The 21245-nt window shown below is 68.3% G+C and carries 16 protein-coding genes; 11 read left to right on the top strand and 5 right to left on the bottom strand.

Annotated elements, in window-relative coordinates; translation table 11 throughout:
* Positions 1 to 220: 220 nt before the first annotated feature.
* Positions 221 to 733, bottom strand: coding sequence for a pyridoxamine 5'-phosphate oxidase family protein (locus ACFXPL_RS14970; protein ID WP_384918127.1), 513 nt, complete (start codon positions 731 to 733; stop codon positions 221 to 223).
* 354 nt (positions 734 to 1087) lie between these two features.
* Between ACFXPL_RS14970 and ACFXPL_RS14965 the strand changes: the two genes are divergently transcribed.
* Both ACFXPL_RS14965 and ACFXPL_RS14960 read left to right on the top strand, forming a co-directional pair.
* Positions 1088 to 1339 (top strand): DUF6400 family protein, encoded by a 252-nt coding sequence (locus tag ACFXPL_RS14965; protein ID WP_384918124.1) that lies wholly within the window; start codon positions 1088 to 1090, stop codon positions 1337 to 1339.
* A complete protein-coding gene (locus tag ACFXPL_RS14960) occupies positions 1323 to 1568 on the top strand; it encodes a hypothetical protein (RefSeq protein ID WP_384918121.1) in 246 nt (81 codons plus the stop codon). The genes ACFXPL_RS14965 and ACFXPL_RS14960 overlap by 17 nt, the downstream gene beginning before the upstream one ends.
* Positions 1569 to 2181: 613 nt before the next feature.
* Here the strand turns inward: ACFXPL_RS14960 and ACFXPL_RS14955 are convergent.
* Positions 2182 to 2835 carry a TetR/AcrR family transcriptional regulator gene (locus tag ACFXPL_RS14955; protein WP_384918118.1) on the bottom strand — a complete coding sequence of 218 codons (654 nt, stop codon included), beginning with the start codon at positions 2833 to 2835 and terminating at the stop codon, positions 2182 to 2184.
* Between the two features lie 819 nt (positions 2836 to 3654).
* Between ACFXPL_RS14955 and ACFXPL_RS14950 the strand changes: the two genes are divergently transcribed.
* The 9 genes from ACFXPL_RS14950 (at position 3655) to ACFXPL_RS14910 (ending at position 14078) form a co-directional block, all read left to right on the top strand.
* Positions 3655 to 4692 carry a polyprenyl synthetase family protein gene (locus tag ACFXPL_RS14950; protein WP_384918115.1) on the top strand — a complete coding sequence of 346 codons (1038 nt, stop codon included), beginning with the start codon at positions 3655 to 3657 and terminating at the stop codon, positions 4690 to 4692.
* A gap of 46 nt (positions 4693 to 4738) precedes the next feature.
* The gene (locus ACFXPL_RS14945) at positions 4739 to 5617 is read left to right on the top strand and encodes an SAM-dependent methyltransferase (protein WP_384918112.1); all 879 of its coding nucleotides are present in this window, start codon (positions 4739 to 4741) and stop codon (positions 5615 to 5617) included.
* 325 nt (positions 5618 to 5942) lie between these two features.
* A complete protein-coding gene (locus ACFXPL_RS14940; RefSeq protein ID WP_384918109.1) occupies positions 5943 to 7115 on the top strand; it encodes a cytochrome P450 in 1173 nt (390 codons plus the stop codon).
* Between the two features lie 98 nt (positions 7116 to 7213).
* On the top strand, positions 7214 to 8041 hold the full coding sequence (locus tag ACFXPL_RS14935) for a 4-hydroxybenzoate octaprenyltransferase (protein ID WP_384918106.1): 828 nt from the start codon (positions 7214 to 7216) through the stop codon (positions 8039 to 8041).
* 83 nt (positions 8042 to 8124) lie between these two features.
* Positions 8125 to 8964 carry an arylamine N-acetyltransferase gene (locus ACFXPL_RS14930; RefSeq protein WP_384918103.1) on the top strand — a complete coding sequence of 280 codons (840 nt, stop codon included), beginning with the start codon at positions 8125 to 8127 and terminating at the stop codon, positions 8962 to 8964.
* A 60-nt stretch (positions 8965 to 9024) separates the two neighbouring features.
* Positions 9025 to 10044, top strand: coding sequence for a diiron oxygenase (locus ACFXPL_RS14925; RefSeq protein ID WP_384918101.1), 1020 nt, complete (start codon positions 9025 to 9027; stop codon positions 10042 to 10044).
* Between the two features lie 153 nt (positions 10045 to 10197).
* Positions 10198 to 12312, top strand: coding sequence for an aminodeoxychorismate synthase component I (pabB, locus tag ACFXPL_RS14920; protein WP_384918098.1), 2115 nt, complete (start codon positions 10198 to 10200; stop codon positions 12310 to 12312).
* A 253-nt stretch (positions 12313 to 12565) separates the two neighbouring features.
* Positions 12566 to 13786 carry a cytochrome P450 gene (locus ACFXPL_RS14915; protein ID WP_384918165.1) on the top strand — a complete coding sequence of 407 codons (1221 nt, stop codon included), beginning with the start codon at positions 12566 to 12568 and terminating at the stop codon, positions 13784 to 13786.
* A 34-nt stretch (positions 13787 to 13820) separates the two neighbouring features.
* The gene (locus ACFXPL_RS14910; RefSeq protein ID WP_384918095.1) at positions 13821 to 14078 is read left to right on the top strand and encodes a ferredoxin; all 258 of its coding nucleotides are present in this window, start codon (positions 13821 to 13823) and stop codon (positions 14076 to 14078) included.
* A 30-nt stretch (positions 14079 to 14108) separates the two neighbouring features.
* Here the strand turns inward: ACFXPL_RS14910 and ACFXPL_RS14905 are convergent, their stop codons facing one another.
* The 3 genes from ACFXPL_RS14905 to gltB form a co-directional block, all read right to left on the bottom strand.
* Complete coding sequence (locus tag ACFXPL_RS14905; RefSeq protein ID WP_384918092.1) at positions 14109 to 14867, bottom strand: vWA domain-containing protein; 759 nt, start codon at positions 14865 to 14867, stop codon at positions 14109 to 14111.
* 210 nt (positions 14868 to 15077) lie between these two features.
* On the bottom strand, positions 15078 to 16538 hold the full coding sequence (locus ACFXPL_RS14900; protein ID WP_384918089.1) for a glutamate synthase subunit beta: 1461 nt from the start codon (positions 16536 to 16538) through the stop codon (positions 15078 to 15080).
* Positions 16531 to 21108 carry a glutamate synthase large subunit gene (gene gltB, locus ACFXPL_RS14895; protein WP_384918086.1) on the bottom strand — a complete coding sequence of 1526 codons (4578 nt, stop codon included), beginning with the start codon at positions 21106 to 21108 and terminating at the stop codon, positions 16531 to 16533. The genes ACFXPL_RS14900 and gltB overlap by 8 nt, the downstream gene beginning before the upstream one ends.
* Between the last annotated feature and the right edge of the window lie 137 nt (positions 21109 to 21245).

Raw genomic sequence — 21245 nt, 5'->3', positions numbered from 1 at the left:
TTACGGATTCCTCGTCGCCGCATTGAGCCCCATCCGGAGAAGCCGGCAAAAACAATAATGCGCCTGAGGAACATTCCCGTCAGGCGCACATAAAGTTCATGGGTACCAAAACTGCAACGCAGTCAGCCTAGCACGACCCGGCGGCGGAGATCGAGGGGGACACGCGACAAGATCGCGCACTTCCGCCATCGCCACCCGGACGGCCCTCCCGAACCTCCCCTCAGACCTCCTCGCGGGGGTCCTCGCGGGGCGGGCCGTCGCCGGGGCCGCGCCGCAGCGTACGGACCGGGCCGGCCGGCCGCCAGACCCGTACCACCAGGTCAGAGCCGTCGACAGAGGTCTCCGCAACCTCCTCGGGACAGACCCGGAAGAGCAGGAAGGGCTCCGGCGGCGACAGCTCGCCGACGAACCGCGCCCGCACCTCCTCGTCCCGCACCTCCACCGCGCGCCCGCTGATCCTGACGTCTCCGTCCGCCATTCGGTCATCCGGCCCGGGATTCGCGTGCACGGCGAATCGCGGGTCGCGCGCCAGGTCCTGCGCCTTCCGTGAATGGGGCATCATCCCGATCCACAACTCCCCCCACCGGAAGGTGACTTCGAGCCCGGTGACGCGCGGGGAGCCGTCCTTCCTGAGGGTGGCGAGCACATGGTGGCGGTACTTCTCGAACCGCGACTGAACGGTCCCGGCGAAGCGCGGCTCCGCCGAGACGAAATCAGCCCAGGTAAATGTCATGGGCAACAGCCAATCGGCAATACCGGACACCTGCTGTCGCCATTTACCACGCGTTCAGCCGTGCGCGCCCACCGACCCCCAGGCCCCACTGGTCACCCGCCGTGGGTGGGGGCGGCGGAGGGGCGAAGGGCATGAATTGCATCACAATGCCGCGAGTCGGACCAGCTCTGCCGTCCGGGGCGCGGTGGCGGCAACGGCCCATCCCTGTCGGCCGTTCCGGGAGCGCCGAGCCATGGGGTCCGAAGCAACGGTGCCCCGGACCGTTTCCGGAGGGGCTCAGGCGACCCTTCCCTGTCGCTGGGGGCGCCTGGTAGAGAGGAGTGGGGGCTCTGTCACCACATCGGAAGTCTCACCATGAACCAGGACAACGCACCCAGCCTCATACCCTTCACGATCGACCTGACCTTCGAGGAAGCCCGGCGACGGGCCGAGGTCGTGGCCGCGCTCGGCCCCGACTGGGACCCGGTGGCCGCCCTTCGGGGCGAGGACGAGGCGTACGCACTCCTCTATTCAGGTCTGGACGCCGAGCAGCAGCGCACCTACGACATGCTGGTGGCGGCCGGTGTCCTGCCACGGGAGGACCCGGGCCGTGCGGCTTCCCATTGATCCGCAGGCGGACCCCGCCCGCCGCGCCTGGGTGGCCTGCCCCGTCTGCGACGACGCCCGCCACTGCGCGACCTGCGCGGACCGCCGCAACTGCGGCGACCACTGGCGTTACCTGATCTCCAACAACGGGCCGATCGTCCACCTTCAGTGCCCGCGTTGCACGCACATGTGGTCCTGGAACACCCGCCCCGGCGTCCCCCGCCCCGGCGACGGCGGCCCCTGCCCCTGATTCCGGACTGCACGACTGACTGTGTACCCGCAGTCCCGCCTATGTGCGCTCCGGGTACACAGGCTCACAACCGGCCAGCCGGACAGGGCCAATTGGCACACATTGCCCCCATTCACTCCCGCCCCCCACCCACGGCGGGTGACCAGCGGGGCATGAAGCCCAGCGCACATGCGGTGGCGAGCCGCTTGGCGAAAGCCGGGCCACCCCACTCCACTACCGCGTGCCCCGCAGGGCGAACCGGCCCGGCGGCCTGGGTCCGGCCCCAGCAACAAACATGGCCCCCAGGGGCCCCCGGCCGCCCCCTCCCACTGCCCTTTCCAGCGGTGGAGGGACGGGAGTCAAGGGTGGAGCGAAGCGACATCGGCGAAGCCGACGCGACGTCAGGAGCGCCCTTGACGCCCGGCACGCAACCGCGAACACCGGATCAGGGAGGGGGCGGCCCTCCGGTGACCCCTCGAATCCGGCCCACCCCGTCCCCCTCGGCACCCGTTACCCCCGTAACCCTCGGCACCCCCGTCACCCCTCGGCGGCAACCCCGAGCCGGCCAGTGCGCGCCACCACTGCGCACCACCACTGAGCGCCGTCACTGCGCGCCGCCGCTGCCCGCCCGTCACTACGCGCCGTCGGTGAGGCCGGGATTCAGGTCCTCCAGGGTCATGGGCTCGCCCGGGAGCGTGAGGTTCGACGGGGTGCGCAGGGAGTCGAGGAGCAGGGACATGGCGCGCTCCGACATCTGCCAGGACGTGATGCCCGGCGGGGCGCCCAGTGGCCGGAGCAGCAGGGAGAGCAGCGCGGCCACGTCACCGCTGCCCACGTCCGGGCGTAAGGTGCCCTCCCGCTGGGCCGAGAGGACCAACGCGTCAAGGAGCACGAGCAGTTCGCGCTGTAACCAGGCGACCTCCGGATCCGCCAGGGCGGCGGGGGACACCGGTGGGGAGAGGATCGTGAGGTGCACGCTCAGCTGGAGCTCGCGTGACGTACGGACCACTCTGACCAGCGCGTCCCAGGCGCTGCGCTCTTCCGTGACCGCTGCCCTGGCCTCCGCGAGGACCTTCGCGAAGCTGTCGTGCGCGACGGCCAGGACGAGTGACGCCCGGTCGGGGAAACGCCGATAGAGCGTGCCGATACCGACCCCGGCCTGCCGGGCGATCTCCTCCATGGGTACGTCGGGCCCACGCGCGCCGAACACCCGCTTGGCCGCGGCGAGAATCTGGTCGCGATTACGCCGGGCGTCGGCCCGCAGGGGCCTTGCGGAATCCTTTGCCATGGCACCGCCTCTCCGTAGGGGCTCCATAAGGGATGGCTGATTCTGCCCCCTCATCTGGACGAAAAACCTCCACTTAGTTATTGCCGAAGGTGTGCGCGAGCGGTCCCCTTTTGGCCGGTACACATGAAATGGAGTGATCCGATAGTCAACATCCCTGATGTTGACTATCGCCCCGACACGAACGGGCGGTCCGAGGTAAACGGCCCGCACGGTACGAACGGCCGGCGCGTCGGGACCGATCTGTCCGACGCGCCCGATCGGTCGGCCCGACGGGCCCGATGCGCCCGATCGCTCGGTCCGACGCGCCCGATTAGGCCGACACGACACTCTCCCTCCCCGTACCTTCCCGACCCATGGCCAATGAGGAGAATTCGGGATGGGGAATTACATGATGCCCAAACCGCCCAAGCCGGAGATAAACTTAACCGCCGGTAACCGGATCTCAAGCGGGTCGAAATTTACCGGCACTCGTGAGCGCTGGGCACGATTCCCGCCAGGCTCACACCACGTCGTTGACACGGCTGGGGAGATCACCCAGACTCAAATCCGGTACCGCCACTGGATCTCAGACTGACTCCGGATTTCAGGATTACGCGAAACTCGGGAACAGCACACACCGTTTGACCTGCGGTGATGTTAGTGATCATGGACTTTCGCATAAGCCTCCATGCATCGAGATTTTACTGAACGGCGAAGTCGAGCAGGAGGTGAACAAGGCATGATGACATATATGCAACATGTTCAACGCATTGACAAGTGTTCAGCGGTTCAATTCGCGAACGACATGTGCTTCACTCGCGCGACCGAAGGAATATCGCGATGAGTACACACGTCTCCTCGCCTGCTGGGCCGCAAGCCCTCCTGTCGCCGAGCGTAGTGCGATCCACGGTATTGCCCGTTATTCAGCAGCAGGTTTCCGCGCTGGAGCCGACGCTGGCACGGGTCTGCCGTTACCACCTGGGTTTCATTGACGAACATGGTGACCCCAGCAGCGGTGGGGACGGCAAAATGACCCGCGCCAGCCTCATGACGGCGGTGGCCGATGGAGTCGGCCTGCGGCCGGAGGACGTGCGGTCCCAGGCGGCAGCGGTGGAGTTGCTGCACAACGCGACCCTGCTCCACGACGACATCGCCGACGCGGACGAACTGCGTCGCGGCCGCCCGGCCGCGTGGAAGGTATTCGGCGTAAGTCTGGCCATACACGCCGGGAACGCGCTACAGGCTCTCGGGCTGCGGATGGTCGTGGACGACTCCGGCCCCGGCCACAACGAAATCGCCAGCTCGTTCGCCGAGGCCCTCGGTTTGGTTCACGCGGGCCAGGCTCGCGAGCTCACCCTCCGGCCGGACCCGGGCCACAGCCTCGCGACGTACGAGCAAATGGTGCTGGAGAAGGCTTCAGCACTGCTGGAGTGCTCACTGGGTGCGCCGGCGCTGCGGGCGGGCAAACCGGAGAACGTCCTGGCCGCCCTGCGCGACGCGGGCCGGCACTTGGGCATCGCCCTGCAGATCTCCAATGACGTGGAGGACATCTGGGGCGATCCCGCGGTGACCGGCAAGCCCATCCGGGGAGACATCAAGCGCCGCAACCTGACCTTCCCCACGCTGTCCGCCCTGTCCGCAGACAGCCCGGCCGGCGACCGGCTGAGCCGGTTGTGGCAGGCGGATGACATCACGGCGGAGCACCTGCAAGCGTTGGCCGACCTCATCGACGAGGCCGGTGGCCGTGACTCGGCCCAGAAGCTGTCCCGCCATCACCTGGACTCGGCTGTCGAGCACCTCGGACGAGCCGGACTGTCCCCGACCGCGGCCGCCGAACTGACCACTCTGTTCGACCGCATCGTCAATCGCGCAGCATGACCCGCGCCGCCCGACAGGGCCGGCAAGTGAATCGGAGCATACCAACATGACCACGACCCACGACACCACGGCCTCCCCTGTCATCCGCAGCGAATTCGAGCGCCGGGCGCAGGCCCACTACGAGACCAAGACGCAGGACCCGATCAACCTGCTGCTGGGCGAAGAGGACGGGCTGTACCACCACCACTACGGCGTCGGCCCCTACGACAAATCCGTGCTGGAGGTTCCCGAGCCCGAGCGGGACGCGGCGATTCTCACGGAAATGGCCCGGATAGAGAACGAGCAGGTCGAACTGGTGCTGCACGGGCTGGGCTCGCTCTCGCCCGACGCGAGGGTGCTGGACGGCGGATCGGGGCGCGGCGGCACGTCCTTCCTCGTCAACCGGCGGTTCGGGTGCGAGGTGGTCGGTGTCAACTTCTGCGCCCACCACATCGAGTTCGCCGAGCGTCTCGCCAAGGAGAAGCACGGCTGCGACGACAAGGTCTCCTTCAAGTTCGCCAACATGTGCGACACCGGTCTGCCCACCGGATCGTTCGACGCCGTGTACACCAACGAGACCACCATGTACGTCAAGCCCGCGGAGGCCTTCGCGGAGTTCGCCCGGCTCCTGCGCCCGGGAGGCCGCTACGTCTGCGTCACCTGGTGCGCCAACGACACGGTGTCGACCGACAGCGCGGCGGTGAAGGCCATCGACGAGCACTACGACTGCCACATCAACAGCCGCAGCGAGTACTTCCAGGCGCTCGCCGACAACCACCTCGTGCCCTCGCAGGTCTGGGACCTGACCGAAGAGGCCATCCCTCACTGGGAGCTGCGATCCCAGTGGGGACTGGCCACCGGCGTGGAGCAGCCGTTCCTCGACGGGCACAGGAGCAATGAGCTCAACTACATAGTCGTGGTCGCCGAGTACACACCGCCGGCCTAGAGAAACCGTCGCTCCTCGGACACGGGAGCGAAGAACTGGGGCTGCCCGGCCGTTGTCGCCGAACCCGCAAGGGCGGCGAACGGCTCGGGTGTGCCAGGTCAGGCCGGAGTTACCCGCACCGCGCGCACGGCGGGTGCCCCCGAGACGATGCTCGGTGCTCGGGTGGTGCCCGCCGTTCCGGTGATCAACCGGTCGGATCGTGGGTACGGCGGTGGGGCGTTTCGACGGGACCGGGTCCCGTACCGCGCGGGGGCGACTGCCTGGTCGCACTCGGCGTCGGCGCCGGCGGAGGTTGTCACGGGTCATAACGATGTGGAGATTGTCAGTGAACACCCCAGCTCAATTGCCCTTCGAGCAGACGCATCTGCTGCATGTCGCGCCACAGTTGCGCACGCTCCAGTCCCAGGGCACGGTCCATCGGGTCCGTACCGTCGACGGGGACGAAGCATGGCTGGTCACCGGTCATGCTCAGGTACAGCAGTTGTTGGACGACGACCGGCTCAGCCGCTCCAATCCCGACCCGGGGACCACCGCTCGTGACAAGGGGTCCGCGTTTCTCGACAGCCTGCTGGGCGATCTCGCCGCCGACCACGCCCGGATGCGTTCGGTGCTGGAGCCGCCCTTCTCACCCGAGCTGATGCTGGCGCTGCGGTCCCACGTCGAGTCACTGACCGAGCAACTGCTGGACGAACTGGCCGGGCAGACGCAACCGGTGGATCTGCGCCTGGCCTTGGCGCTGCCGCTGCCGATTCTGGTGATGTGCGACTGGCTCGGCGTGCCCCATGAGGACAAGGACAAGTTCAGCATTTGGACCCAGGACGCCGCCAATGTGCAGGACCCCGCCCGGTCCAAGCAGGGGATGGGCCAGCTGTTCGGCTACTGCCAGCAGCTTGTGGCTGACAAGCGGAAAAATCCGGGCGATGACGTGATTTCGAGGCTGTGCGCGACGGAGGGCCTCAACGACAAAGAAGTCGTGGGCCTGACCGCGTTGCTGCTGTTCGGTGGTTACGAGACCACGGTGGCCCGCATCGGCACGGGCGCGCTGCTGTTGCTGACCAACCCTGAGCAGCGGCAGAAATTGCGGGACGACCCGAGCCTCGTCCCGGGCGCGGTGGACGAGATCCTGCGGATGTCCATGCCGAACCCGCACAACGGCGGGATGCCCCGTTATGCGCTGAAGGACCTGGAGATCGACGGCACCACCATCCGGGCCGGAGAGCTTCTGCTGCTCAACATCATCGCGGCCAACCACGACGAGACGGTCTTCGCCGACCCCGAGCGGGTCGATGTCACCCGTCATACCGCGGGGAGCCTCACCTTCGGACACGGCATGCACTCCTGCGTCGGCGCGCCGCTGGCCCGGATGCAGTTGCAGGTGGCGCTCGCCCGGCTGGTCGAGCGATTCCCGACCATGCGTCTGGCCGTCGAGGTGGATGATCTGAGGCTGCGTCACGACACGCTGACCGGCGGGCTGGTCGAACTTCCGGTGACGTGGTGAGCGGTGCCTCCGCGGCTGCGGGCCGCAAAAGTCCCCCGAAGATATCTGAGCGCCTGGTCAAAAGCAGCCCTGAGCCACTCCGCCTCTATCTCATTCTGATGCGGCTGCACGCACCCACGGGTGTCGTGCTCTACCTCCTTCCAGGCTTGTGGAGTGTTTCCCTCGCCTCCGAGCGACGACCGGACCTGCTGTCGGTGGTACTGCTCGCCCTCGCGGCCGTGCTGGTGCGCGGCGCGAGCTGCGCGGTCAACGACGTCGTCGACAAGGACATCGACGCCCAGGTCGCCCGTACGGCGTCGCGTCCTGTCGCGGCGGGGACGATCAGCGTCGGGAAGGCACTGCTCTTCGGCGCCGCACAGGCTGTTGTCTCACTGCTGCTCCTGGCGATGGTGAACGGGGAGACAGCCCTGGTCGTCGCGGTCTCGTACCCGTTGCTCGTCGCGTATCCCTACATGAAGCGCATATTCCCGTGGCCCACGGCGTGGCTGGCGTTGGTGATCAACGCTTATGTGCTGGCCGGCTGGTCAGCGGTGACCGGGAGTATCGACTATCCGGCGGCAGTGTTCGGCCTGTACGCGTGCGGGTTCTTCTGGACCCTGTTTCACGACACGGTCTATTCCCACCAGGACAAGGAGTACGACCGGAAAATCGGCGTCAGGTCTTCTGCTCTGATGTTCGGGAGGTCCAGCAAGGCGTGGCTGGCCGTCTTCATCGCGCTGAGCGTCGCCGGCGCACTGTGGGCCGGTGCCGAGGTGGGTACGGGTTGGGCTTTTCACGTGCTCGTCCTGGCCGCGGGGAGCCTGCTGGCGTACCAGGTCGTACGGGTGGATCTGGACGATCCGAAATCCTGCTGGGACACCTTCGTCACCAATCGCTATTACGGCTGGATCATTCTCGCGGCGACGGTCGCCGGACAGTTCACCTGACGGAGCCGCATCCGCGTGGTACGCGACCGCGATGTCGCGGCCCCGGTATGTGATCAGGTCAAAGACTGAAGGATGGGATACGAATGACGGATTCGATGTGGCAGGGCAGTGGCGTCGACCTGGACGCATACCTGTCTCGTGTGGGATATCCGGCCGACGTCGCTCCGGATCTCGCCACGCTGCGGGGCCTGCACGCCGCCCACGTCGGGGCGATCGCCTTCGAGAACATTGACGCGGTGCTCGGGCGGCCGGTGCCGTTGGACCTGGACAGCGTCCAGGACAAGATCGTGCGACGGGGCCGTGGCGGCTGGTGTATGGAACACGTCGTCCTGGTGGCAGCCGTGCTGGACCGGATCGGGTTCACGTTCTCGGCGCTCTCGGCCAGGTCCAGGGTCCGCACCGGAAGCAAGGTGGGGCCGGCTGTCCACGTCGCCCTGTGCGTCGAGCTGGACGGTGATCGCTGGCTCTTCGACGTGAGCTTCGGTGGGTACGGGCTGCATGAGCCGATCCGTCTCGCCGAGAACTCACGGCTGGACGGCGACTGGCCCTTTGACATGGTGCGGGAACCGCACGGCGAATACGTACTGCGATCCGTGCGGCCCCAGGGAGCGGTGGAGCTCTACGGTTTCACCACGGACCCGCGCTATCCCTCGGACTTCGAGCTCCTCAACCACTTCTGCCTGACCCATGCTCGCTCACCGTTCAACCACCGGATGGTCCTCCAGCGCACACAGCCCGCGGTGAGGCACGTTCTCATCGGCAACACACTCACGGAAATGCGACTTGGAGAGCCGCCGGCGCAGCGGGAACTCGACGAGGACGAGACGCTTTCCGCTCCCGAGAAGATCTTCGGGATCGCATTGGAACCGAGCGATGTCCAGTCCCTCAAGGCCACGTCAGGCACGACGGGGACCGGTCTCTGACCTGGACCGGGCGTGCGCCCGGCTCATCCATGGGCAGTAGGCGAGATCATAAGGATCAATATGGACGAGATGCCCATTAACCCGGAATTCGGAGCATTCTCCGTGGTGGAACGGCTGCGGTCGCTCCCGGAACACGATCCGGATGACGCGGTGGAGAACGCCATCCTCAGCAGGCTCGCCGGCAACTGGGACCGGCGCGCCACCGTCAGGCGGCGGGAGGACACTCTGGACGACGTGTTCGAGCAGGACAAGCCGGACTTCCCGGTGGCCCTGCTGCCTTTCCGGAATCACCCCACATTTCTCGGTCTCGACGACAAGGTCAAGGCACGGATACTTGCGTGGGGTTGGGTGGCCTTCAACAAGAACGTCATGGACATCGAGCAATTCGTGGTCAACCCGGGGTTCAGCCTGATCACCAACGGCGCCTTCGACACGGGGCTGGGCGATTCGATGGCCATCGCGGTGACGCAAGCCATGGTTGATGAGCAGTACCACACGCTGATGCACCTGAACGCCAGCGCCGTGACGCGTCGGCAACGCGGCTGGAAAATGCCGGAGTCCGCACTTCCCTTCGGCCGCAAAACGCGCCGGCACGCACACCAGCTCGCCGCCGCTGAGACACCTGAGCATCAGGCTCTGGTCTCACTCGCCTTCACCACGGTCGCGGAAATCTCCATAAACGCCCACCTGGACCTCATTGCCGAGGATCAGGAGATCCAGCCCATCAACCGTCTGACGGCCGTCCTGCACAACCGTGACGAATACTGTCACGCCTCGATCGCGAGCACCGTCGCGCAGGAGACATGGAAGCGTTTCACCGGCGGACAACGCGACTACTTCCTCACCGCGCTGGCCGACGGGATGGAGGCGTTCGCCGCCCACGACTTCACGACCTGGGCGAGGATCCTGGAAGTGCTCGGAGTGGAGGGGGGCGGACAGATGCTGCACGACATCGAGAACGCCTCCGGCGGTGGACGGCTCCTTCAGGACTTCAGCGGATTGCGGCAACTGTGCCAAGAGCTCGATGTCCTCGACTCCCTCCCCTTCGACTGGTCGACGGTGACGACCGGAACTCCCTGACGACCTCCGACCACGCCGCACCTGATGTCCAAGCCCCGTAGGCCGAGCAGCGATCCAGCGGACCGGGCGGTGCCCGCCGAAGCTCAGAGACAACGCACTCCCCCCTCTTCCGCTCTTTGGCTTTCCGCCTCCGACAACCCCTGGTGCTGACCCATGCGCGTCTTGCTCATCGACAACTACGATTCCTACACCTACAACCTGTACCAGCTCCTGGCGAAGGTGTACGGCATCGCGCCCGTCGTCGTACGGAACGACGCCACCGCCTGGGACCACCTCGACCTGGACACCTTCGATGCCGCGGTCATCTCGCCGGGACCGGGGCACCCGGCCGTCCCTCGCGACTTCGGCCGTTCCCGCGACGTCCTGGAGGACACCCGGCTCCCGGTCCTGGGTGTGTGCCTCGGGCACCAGGGCATGGGGCTCCTGGCGGACGCGCGCATAGCCCCCGCCCCACAGCCCCGACACGGATACCTGTCCACGATCCGGCACAGCGGTGACGGACTCTTCGCCGGCATTCCGCAGGAGTTCACCGCCGTGCGCTACCACTCGCTGAGCATCGCCGAACCCGTGCCCGACCACCTCCGGATCACCGCGCGGGCCGAGGACGGAGTGGTCATGGGCCTGGCCCACCGTGACCGGCCCTGGTGGGGGGTGCAGTTCCACCCCGAGTCGATCTGCACGGAGCACGGCGCCCGCCTCGTGGCGAACTTCCGTGACCTGGCGCTCGCCTCGGGCTCACGTGAGGGCGGTGTCAGCATCCGTGACCGCCGGGTCGGCGCCGGCACCGGTGACATGCCCGCGCCTGTCGCACCGCCGGCTCCGCCCGCACACCCCGTACAACTCCAGGCGCGGATCCACACCCTGGACAGGGCCGTCGACACCGAGGCCGCCTTCCAGGCCCTGTTCGGTGCCGGCTCACGTTCCTTCTGGCTGGACAGCTCACACGTCGAACCGGGCCTGGCCCGCTTCTCCTTCCTCGGCTCCGCGGAAGCTCCCGGAACCGAGATGCTGACCTACCGGGTGGAGGACGAGCACGTCGTCGTGGAACCCGCGGAAGGGATCCGGCGACTGGAGGGCGGCACCATCTTCGACGCCCTCAACCGCCGCACCGACCGTGTGGTCGCCGGCGTCGAGGAGTTGCCCTTCGATTTCGCCGGCGGCTACGTCGGTTACTTCGGTTACGAGTTGAAGGCCGATCTCGGCGCCCGTCGCACCCACCGGTCGGAGACCCCGGACGCCGTGTGGCTCCAAGCCGACCGCTTCATCGCCGTGGACCACGCCGAGAACCGTACCTATGTCGTCGCCGTGTGCGAGGAGCAGGACTCGGACGCCGCCCAGAAGTGGATCAGCACGGTGGTACCCGAACTGGCCGACCTGCCCACCGCAGGGCCCGACACGTCTCCCCCGCCCCGCGCCGAGAACCACGACGCGTCGAGACGGCTGGTCCGCTCGCGCGACCAGTACCTGGCCGACATCGGTGAGTGCGATCGACGACTGCGGGAGGGCGTGAGCTACGAAATATGCCTCACCAACAAACTCCGCCTGCCCGCGCCGGCGAACGATCTCGCCTACTACCAGCGCCTGCGCCGGCTGAACCCCGCTCCTTACGCCGCGTTCCTGCGCCTCGGCGAGGTCTCGGTCTTCAGCTCCTCACCCGAGCGATTCCTCAAGGTGGACGCCACCCGCACGGTGGAGACCAAACCGATCAAGGGAACAGCGCCCCGCCACCCGGACCCGCGGACCGATGACGAGATACGGCGCTCCTTGCAGATGGATCCCAAGACGCGCGCGGAGAACCTCATGATCGTGGACCTGCTCCGCAACGACCTCGGACGGATCTGCGAGATCGACACCGTCACCGTCCCGTCCCTCATGGTGACGGAGTCCTACGCCACCGTGCACCAGTTGGTCTCCACGGTCACCGGGACGCTGCGTGATGACACGTCCGCGGTGGACGCGGTACGGGCATGCTTTCCCGGCGGATCCATGACGGGCGCGCCGAAGCTACGCACCATGGAGATCATCGACACCTTGGAGAGCGAAGCCCGCGGGGTCTACTCCGGAGCCCTCGGCTTCATCGGATACACCGGAACCACCGACCTCAGCATCACCATCCGCACCGCTGTGAGCCAGGATGGCGAACTGACCATCGGTGCGGGTGGCGCCATCGTGCTCGACTCCGACCCCGTCGCGGAGTACGAGGAGATGCTGCTCAAGGCCGAGGCGACCCTGCGGGCACTGCCCAAGGCGAGGGTCCCGGGCTCGTAGACGCAGCGGGCACGGTCGTACCGGTGGCGGCGTGGGTCACCGGTACGGAGAGCCGTGGCACCGCCTCTTTGTAGGGGCTCCGTAAGGGGTGGCCGATTCTGCCATCCCTCATCTGGACGAAAAAAATCCACTTGGTTAGTGTCGAAGGCGTGCGCGAGTGATCCCCTTTTGGCCGGTACGCCTGAAATGGAGTGATCCGATGAGCAGCATCCCCGATGTTGACCGTCACCACGACACGAACGCCCGGCACCGCATGAACGGCCGGTCCGACGGACCTGATCGGTCCGACATGACGCTGCCCGTCCACCGCACCTGCCCCTACGCCCCGCCCGACGAGTACGGGCGGCTGCGCGAGGAGACTCCGGTGGTGCGGGTCACCCTGCCCACCGGCGCCACCGCCTGGGCGGTCAGCCGCCACGAGGACATCCGTACGGTGCTGGCCGATCCCCGGTTCAGCTCGGACCGGACCGCTCCCGGATTCCCCGCGCTCAGCGAGGGCGCACGGCAGATCGCCGCCGACGCACGGCCCACGATGATCGGTCTGGACCCGCCCGAGCACGGCCCGGCCCGGCGTACGGTGCTCGGTGAGTTCACCGTGCGGCGGATGCGGGCGCTCCAGCCGCGGATCCAGCAGATCGTCGACGAGTGTCTGGACGCCATGCTCGCCGGGCCCCGGCCGGCGGACCTGGTGACGGCGCTGTCGCTGCCCGTGCCCTCGCTGGTCATCTGCGAGCAGCTGGGGGTTCCGTACACGGACCACGAGTTCTTCCAGCGCCATTCGTCCCAGCTGATCAGCCGCACCGCGTCGGCCGGCAAGAGGGTCCACGCGCTGGACGAGTTGCGGGTGTATCTGGAGAACCTGATCGCGGACAAGGAGCGGGAGCCCACCGACGATCTGCTCGGCCGGCAGATCCTGAAGCACCGCGAGGACGGGACGTACGACCGTGAGGACCTGATCGGCCTGTCGTTGCTGCTGCTGATCGCGGGCCACGAGACCACCGCGAACATGATCTCGCTCGGCACCATGGCGCTGCTCGAACACCCGGAGGAGCTGGCGGCGCTCCGCGCGGACCCGACGAGAACCCCGGCGGCGGTCGAGGAGATGCTGCGCACCTTCACCATCGCCGACACCGCGGTCCTGCGCGTGGCCAAGGCGGACGTGGAGGTCGGCAGGGTGCTCATCCGGGAGGGCGAAGGGGTACTCGTCCTCAGCAACGCGGGCAACCACGACCCGTCGGTCTACCCGCGCCCGGACGTGCTCGACATCGAGCGCGGAGCCCGTAACCACCTCGCCTTCGGGTTCGGCGCGCACCAGTGCCTGGGGCAGAACCTGGCCAGGATGGAGCTGCAGATCGTCTTCGACACCCTGTTCCGGCGGATCCCCGGGCTGAGGCTCGCGGCGGCCGTCGAGCAGTTGGCGTTCAAGGACGACAGCACCGTCTACGGCGTGTACGAGTTGCCGGTCACGTGGTGACCTGTCGGTGATCGGTCGGTGAAAGGAGCATCCGGTGGGTACAGAACTGCGGATCGTCGCGGATCGCGCGCGCTGTGTCGGCGCCGGTCAGTGCGTCCTCACGGCGCCTGAGCTGTTCGACCAGAGTGAGGAGGACGGGACGGTGGTCGTCCTGGCCGACGAGGTCGGGGAGGACGACCTCGACCAGGTACGGGAGGCGGTGCACATCTGCCCGAGCGGGGCGCTCGCGCTGAAGGCGCGCGAGGCCGGCCCGCTCAGCGCGACGGGGCCGGCCGGACACTCCGGCACGTGACGGGCGCCGGGCACCCCTCGCCGCGGCGGGTCACCGTACGATGCCCTGCGCCCGCGCGGCCGTCAGCCAGTGCGGGAATTCGGCGGTCAGCCGGTCGTACAGCTCACCGTCCGGGAGCTCGCGCGGGTTCTGGCCCGCGTGGAAGAAGCCCGCGTTGTCGACGGCGCGTTTCTCCGGCACCGGAAGGTCGTCGAGCTTGCGGAGGAAGTCGAACTGGCTGCTGTCCGGGTCGCCGAAGCCGATGAACTGCCAGAACAGCGGCAGCTTGGCGGCCTTGCAGAGGTAGCGCTCGGCGGCCGGCCGGCTGATCGGGCCGCCGTCCGTCTGGAAGACGACCAGGGCGGGGGCGGTCGAGCCGCTGTCCAGGTAGTGGTCGATCACGGCGTCCATCGCCAGGTGGTAGCTGGTCTTCCCCATGTGCCCGAGGGAGGCGACGATCTTGGCGATACGGTCCTGGTGACCGGCGAGGGAGATGTCCGTCTGCGCGTCGATGTCGGTGGAGAAGACGACGACCGGGACGATCCCGTCGTCGTCCAGGTTCGCCGAGAGACCCAGCACCCGGTCCGCGAGGGCCTGGACCGTGCCGTCCCGGTAGTACTCGCGCATCGAGCCCGAGTAATCGAGGACGAGGTAGACGGCGGCGCGCTCCCCGCTCAGCCCGTTCTTCTCCAGCGACACCTTCGCGCTCTTGTAGAGGCTGACCAGCGCGGGGGCCGTCTCCTCCACCTTGCGCAGGCTGATACCCGGGGCGGAAGGGACGGAAGGGGCGGAGCCAGGAGCGGTGACCATGCGCGGTCCTCTGCGGTCGACGGGGCTGAATTCCCCTGATTCTCCCACTGGTTCGGACGCACCGGTCCCCGGACGCACGCCACGGCGCCTGCCATGGGTCCGGTCGGGGACTGGAGGCAGGCGCCGCGTCTTGCGGGAGGGCCCGGGAGACGCTCCCCGGGCCGACACCGCCCGTACGCCTTTGTACGGGAGTCTCTTGAATGGTACGGGTCAGGCCATCAGCGCCCGGTCCGTCGGGCGGATCGGCGACGGGAGGTCGCTGGCCCCGGTGAGGTGGCGGTCGACGCCGGCCGCGGCCGAGCGGCCCTCGGCGATCGCCCACACGATCAGGGACTGGCCGCGGCCCGCGTCACCCGCGACGTACACGCCGGGCACGTTGGTCGCGTACTGCGCGTCGCGCGCGATGTTGCCGCGCTCGTCCAGCTCCAGACCGAACTGCTCGACCAGGCCGTTCTGCTGGTCGGTGCCGGTGAAGCCCATCGCGAGGGTGACGAGCTGGGCGGGGATCACGCGCTCCGTGCCCGCCTTCTGGTTCAGCTTGCCGTCCTTGAACTCCACCTCGATCAGGTGCAGTGACTGGACGTTGCCGTCCTCGTCGCCCTCGAAGTGGGTGGTGGAGACGGAGTAGAGCCGCTCGCCGCCCTCCTCGTGCGCGGAGGTGACCTTGTAGAGCATGGGGAAGGTCGGCCACGGCTGGTGCGCGGCCCGGTCGGTGCCGGGCTGCGGCATGATCTCCAGCTGGGTGACGGAGGCGGCGCCCTGGCGGTGCGCCGTACCGACGCAGTCCGCGCCGGTGTCGCCGCCGCCGATGACCACGACGTGCTTGCCCTCGGCGGTGATCGGGGAGACGGTCAGGTCGCCCTCCTGCACCTTGTTGGAGAGCGGCAGGTACTCCATCGCGAAGTGGATGCCGTTGAGGTCGCGGCCCGGGACGGGCAGGTCGCGCGAGATGGTGGCGCCCGCGGCGATGACCACCGAGTCGTACCGCTTGCGCAGGGTCGACGCGGTGATGTCCCGGCCGATCTCCGTCTCGGTACGGAACTTGGTGCCCTCCGCCCGCATCTGCTCGATGCGGCGGTTGATGTGCGACTTCTCCATCTTGAACTCGGGGATGCCGTAGCGCAGCAGCCCGCCGATGCGGTCGGCGCGCTCGTACACCACGACCGTGTGACCGGCCCGGGTGAGCTGCTGGGCCGCCGCGAGGCCGGCCGGGCCCGAGCCGATGACGGCGACGGTCTTGCCGGAGAGCCGCTCGGGCGGCTGCGGGGTGACGTCGCCGCTGTCCCACGCCTTGTCGATGATGGAGACTTCGACGTTCTTGATGGTGACGGCCGGCTGGTTGATCGCGAGGACGCAGGCGGACTCGCAGGGCGCCGGGCAGAGCCGTCCGGTGAACTCCGGGAAGTTGTTGGTGGCGTGCAGGCGCTCGCTCGCCGCCGTCCAGTCCTCGCGGTAGGCGAAGTCGTTCCACTCGGGGATCAGGTTCCCGAGCGGACAGCCGTTGTGACAGAACGGGATGCCGCAGTCCATGCAGCGCCCGGCCTGCTTGCTGATGATGGGGAGCAGCGAGCCCGGAACGTAGACCTCGTTCCAGTCCTTGACGCGCTCCTCGACGGGGCGGGACGTGGCGACTTCGCGCCCGGTGGTGAGGAAGCCCTTCGGGTCAGCCATTGGTCGCCGCCTCCATCATCTTCTCGGTGGTCTCGGTCTCGGAGAGACCTGCCAGCTCGGCGGCGTCCTTGGCGGCGAGCACTGCCTTGTAAGTGGTCGGGATGATCTTGCTGAAGCGGTCGGCGGCGGTCTCCCACTCGGCCAGCAGCTTCCCGGCGACGGTGGAGCCCGTCTCCTCCTGGTGGCGGCGCACCACGTCGTGCAGCCACTGCTTGTCGGTGTCGTCGAGGGGTTCGACGGCCGCCAGGTTCCCGGCGTTGACGTTGTCCGGGTCGAGGTCGATGACGTACGCGACGCCGCCGGACATGCCGGCCGCGAAGTTACGTCCGGTCTCGCCGAGGACGACGGCGTGGCCGCCGGTCATGTACTCGCAGCCGTGGTCGCCGACGCCTTCGGAGACGACCGTGGCGCCGGAGTTGCGGACGCAGAAGCGCTCGCCGGTGCGGCCGCGCAGGAACAGCTCGCCGCTGGTGGCGCCGTAGCCGATGGTGTTGCCGGCGATGGTCGAGTACTCGGCGAGGTGTTCGGCGCCGCGGTCGGGGCGTACGACGACCCGGCCGCCGGAGAGGCCCTTGCCGACGTAGTCGTTGGCGTCGCCCTCCAGGCGCAGGGTGACTCCGTGCGGCAGGAACGCGCCGAAGGACTGGCCGGCGGAGCCGGTGAAGGTGATGTCGATGGTGTCGTCGGGCAGACCGGCGCCGCCGAACTTCTTGGTCACCCGGTGGCCGAGCATGGTGCCCACGGTCCGGTTGATGTTGCGGATGGCGACCTGGGCGCGGACGGGCTGGGCTGCCTCGGCGCTGTCGGCACCGAGCGCGTCGGCGGCGAGCTTGATCAGCTCGTTGTCGAGGGCCTTCTCCAGGCCGTGGTCCTGGGCGATGACCTGGTGGCGCGGGGCGTTCTCGGGCAGCTGGGGGACGTGGAAGAGCGGCGCGAGGTCGAGCCCCTGGGCCTTCCAGTGGTCGACGGCGCGCTCGGTGTTGAGGAGTTCGGCGTGGCCCACGGCCTCTTCGAGGCTGCGGAAGCCCAGCTCGGCGAGGAGTTCGCGGACCTCTTCGGCGATGAACTGGAAGAAGTTGACGATGTACTCGGCCTTGCCGGAGAAGCGCTCGCGCAGCACCGGGTTCTGGGTGGCGATGCCGACCGGGCAGGTGTCCAGGTGGCAGACGCGCATCATGACGCAGCCGGAGACGACGAGCGGCGCGGTCGCGAAACCGTACTCCTCGGCGCCGAGGAGCGCGGCGATGACGACGTCGCGGCCGGTCTTGAGCTGGCCGTCGGTCTGGACGACGATACGGTCGCGCAGGCCGTTGAGCAGCAGTGTCTGCTGGGTCTCGGCGAGGCCCAGCTCCCAGGGGCCGCCCGCGTGCTTGAGCGAGGTGAGCGGGGAGGCGCCCGTACCGCCGTCGTGTCCGGAGATCAGCACGACGTCGGCGTGTGCCTTGGAGACACCGGCGGCGACGGTGCCGACGCCGACCTCGGAGACCAGCTTCACGTGGATGCGGGCCTGCGGGCTGGCGTTCTTCAGGTCGTGGATGAGCTGGGCGAGGTCCTCGATCGAGTAGATGTCGTGGTGCGGCGGCGGGGAGATCAGGCCGACACCGGGGGTGGAGTGCCGCGTCTTGGCGACCCACGGGTAGACCTTGTGGCCCGGGAGCTGACCGCCCTCGCCGGGCTTGGCGCCCTGGGCCATCTTGATCTGGATGTCGTCGGCGTTGACCAGGTATTCGCTGGTGACGCCGAAGCGGCCGGAGGCGACCTGCTTGATGGAGGAGCGGCGGGCCGGGTCGTACAGCCGCTCCGCGTCCTCGCCGCCCTCGCCGGTGTTGGACTTGCCGCCGAGCTGGTTCATGGCGATGGCCATGGTCTCGTGGGCTTCCTGCGAGATCGAGCCGTACGACATGGCGCCGGTGGAGAAGCGCTTGACGATCTCGGAGGCGGGCTCGACCTCGTCCAGCGGTACGGGGGCGCGTCCGGAGGTGAAGTTGAACAGGCCGCGCAGCGTCATCAGCCGCTCGGACTGCTCGTTCACCCGGCCCGTGTACTGCTTGAAGATGTCGTAGCGGCGGGTGCGCGTGGCGTGCTGGAGGCGGAAGACCGTCTCCGGGTCGAACAGGTGCGGCTCGCCCTCGCGGCGCCACTGGTACTCGCCGCCGATCTCCAGCTTGCGGTGGCTCGCGGAGATCCCGGAGGCGGGGTAGCCCTTGGCGTGCCGGGCGGCGACCTCCTGGGCGACGATGTCGAGACCGGCGCCGCCGATCTTGGTGGCGGTGCCGTTGAAGTACTTGTCGACGAACGTCTGGTCCAGGCCGACTGCCTCGAAGACCTGCGCGCCGCGGTAGGAGGCGACGGTGGAGATGCCCATCTTGGACATCACCTTGAGGACGCCCTTGCCGAGCGCGTAGATCAGGTTGCGGATCGCCTGCTCGGCCGTCAGGCCCTCGATGAACGTACCGGCGCGGACCAGGTCCTCGACGGTCTCCATGGCGAGGTACGGGTTGACGGCGGCGGCGCCGAAGCCGATGAGCAGCGCGACGTGGTGCACCTCGCGTACGTCGCCGGCCTCGACCAGCAGCCCCACCTGGGTGCGCTGCTTGGTACGGATGAGGTGGTGGTGGACGGCCGCGGTGAGCAGCAGCGAGGGGATCGGGGCGTGCTCGGCGTCGGAGTGCCGGTCGGAGAGCACGATGTTCCGGGCGCCGCTCTCGATGGCGGCGTCGGTCTCGGCGCAGATCTCCTCTATGCGGGCGGCGAGGGCGTCGCCGCCGCCGCTGACCCGGTAGAGGCCGGAGAGCGTGGCGGCCTTCATGCCCGGCATGTCGCCGTCCGCGTTTATGTGGACGAGTTTGGCCAGCTCGTCGTTGTCGATCACCGGGAAGGGCAGGGTGACGCTGCGGCAGGACGAGGCGGTCGGCTCCAGCAGGTTGCCCTGCGGGCCGAGCGAGGAGCGCAGCGAGGTGACAAGTTCTTCGCGGATGGCGTCCAGCGGCGGGTTGGTGACCTGCGCGAAGAGCTGGGTGAAGTAGTCGAAGAGCAGCCGGGGCCGGGCGGAGAGCGCGGCGATCGGCGAGTCCGTACCCATGGAGCCGATGGGCTCGGCGCCCGCGCGGGCCATGGGCGCGAGCAGGACGCGCAGCTCCTCCTCGGTGTAGCCGAAGGTCTGCTGGCGGCGGGTGACCGAGGCGTGGGTGTGCACGATGTGCTCGCGCTCGGGGAGGTCGGACAGCTCGATCTCGCCGGTCTCCAGCCACTCCTTGTAGGGCTGCTCGGCGGCGAGGGACGCCTTGATCTCGTCGTCCTCGATGATGCGGTGCTCCGCGGTGTCGACGAGGAACATCCGGCCGGGCTGGAGACGGCCCTTGCGGACGACCTTCGCCGGGTCGATGTCGAGGACGCCGACCTCGGAGGAGAGGACGACGAGTCCTTCGTCGGTCACCCAGTAGCGGCCCGGACGCAGTCCGTTGCGGTCGAGGACGGCGCCGACCTGGGTGCCGTCGGTGAAGGTGACGCAGGCGGGGCCGTCCCACGGCTCCATCATCGTGGCGTGGAACTGGTAGAACGCGCGCCGGTCGGCGTCCATGGAGTCGTGGTTCTCCCACGCCTCGGGGACCATCATCAGCACGGAGTGCGGCAGCGACCGGCCGCCGAGGTGGATCAGCTCCAGGACCTCGTCGAAGGAGGCGGAGTCGGAGGCGTCGGGCGTACAGACGGGGAAGATCCGCTCCAGCTTCGCGGTGTTCTCGGGGGTCCCGTCGCCGAAGAGGCCGGAGGAGAGCTGGGACTCGCGGGCGCGCATCCAGTTGCGGTTGCCCTTGACCGTGTTGATCTCGCCGTTGTGCGCGACGAAGCGGTACGGGTGGGCGAGCGGCCAGCTCGGGAAGGTGTTGGTGGAGAACCGGGAGTGGACCAGCGCGACGGCGGTCGCGAACCGGCGGTCCGAGAGGTCGGGGAAGAACGGTTCGAGCTGGCCGGTGGTGAGCATGCCCTTGTAGACGACGGTCCGGGCGGAGAGGGAGGGGAAGTAGACCCCGGCCTCACGCTCGGCGCGCTTGCGCAGCAGGAAGGCCTTGCGGTCCAGGGCGATGCCGGCGCTGGTGCCGTCCGCGACGAAGAGCTGGCGGAAGGCCGGCATCGTCGAGCGGGCGGTGGAGCCGAGCAGCTCGGGGGCGACGGGGACCTCGCGCCAGCCGAGGACGTCGAGGCCCTCCTCGGCGGCGATCGTCTCGATCCGCGAGACGGCGTGCGTGGCGTCGTCGGCGGGCAGGAAGCCGATGCCGACGGCGTACGAGCCGGCCTCGGGCAGGTCGAAATCCGCGACCTCGCGGAGGAAGGCGTCCGGCACCTGGAGCAGGATTCCCGCGCCGTCGCCGGAGTCGGGCTCGGAGCCGGTGGCGCCGCGATGTTCGAGATTGCGCAGTACGGTCAGCGCCTGCTCCACCAGCTCATGGCTGGCAACACCGGTGAGGGTGGCCACAAAGCCGACGCCGCAGGCGTCGTGCTCGTTACGGGGGTCGTACATCCCTTGCGGGGCGGGGCGACCGTCCATGGGCGACCAGGCGTCGGAACGCATCGGCTCTCCCGTCGTCGTGTGTATCGGCTTGGCATATGCGATTACCGAGGGACGACGCTGGCCCTCCAAGAAATTTCGTGCAGGTTACATGATGGAAAGCTTCTCGGGAAGCGGATACCGCGTTCCAGCATGTGGAC

It is taken from the genome of Streptomyces sp. NPDC059092 (assembly GCF_042756365.1).
Lineage (GTDB): Bacteria > Actinomycetota > Actinomycetes > Streptomycetales > Streptomycetaceae > Streptomyces.
This window is presented reverse-complemented; position numbering and strand designations above follow the sequence as displayed.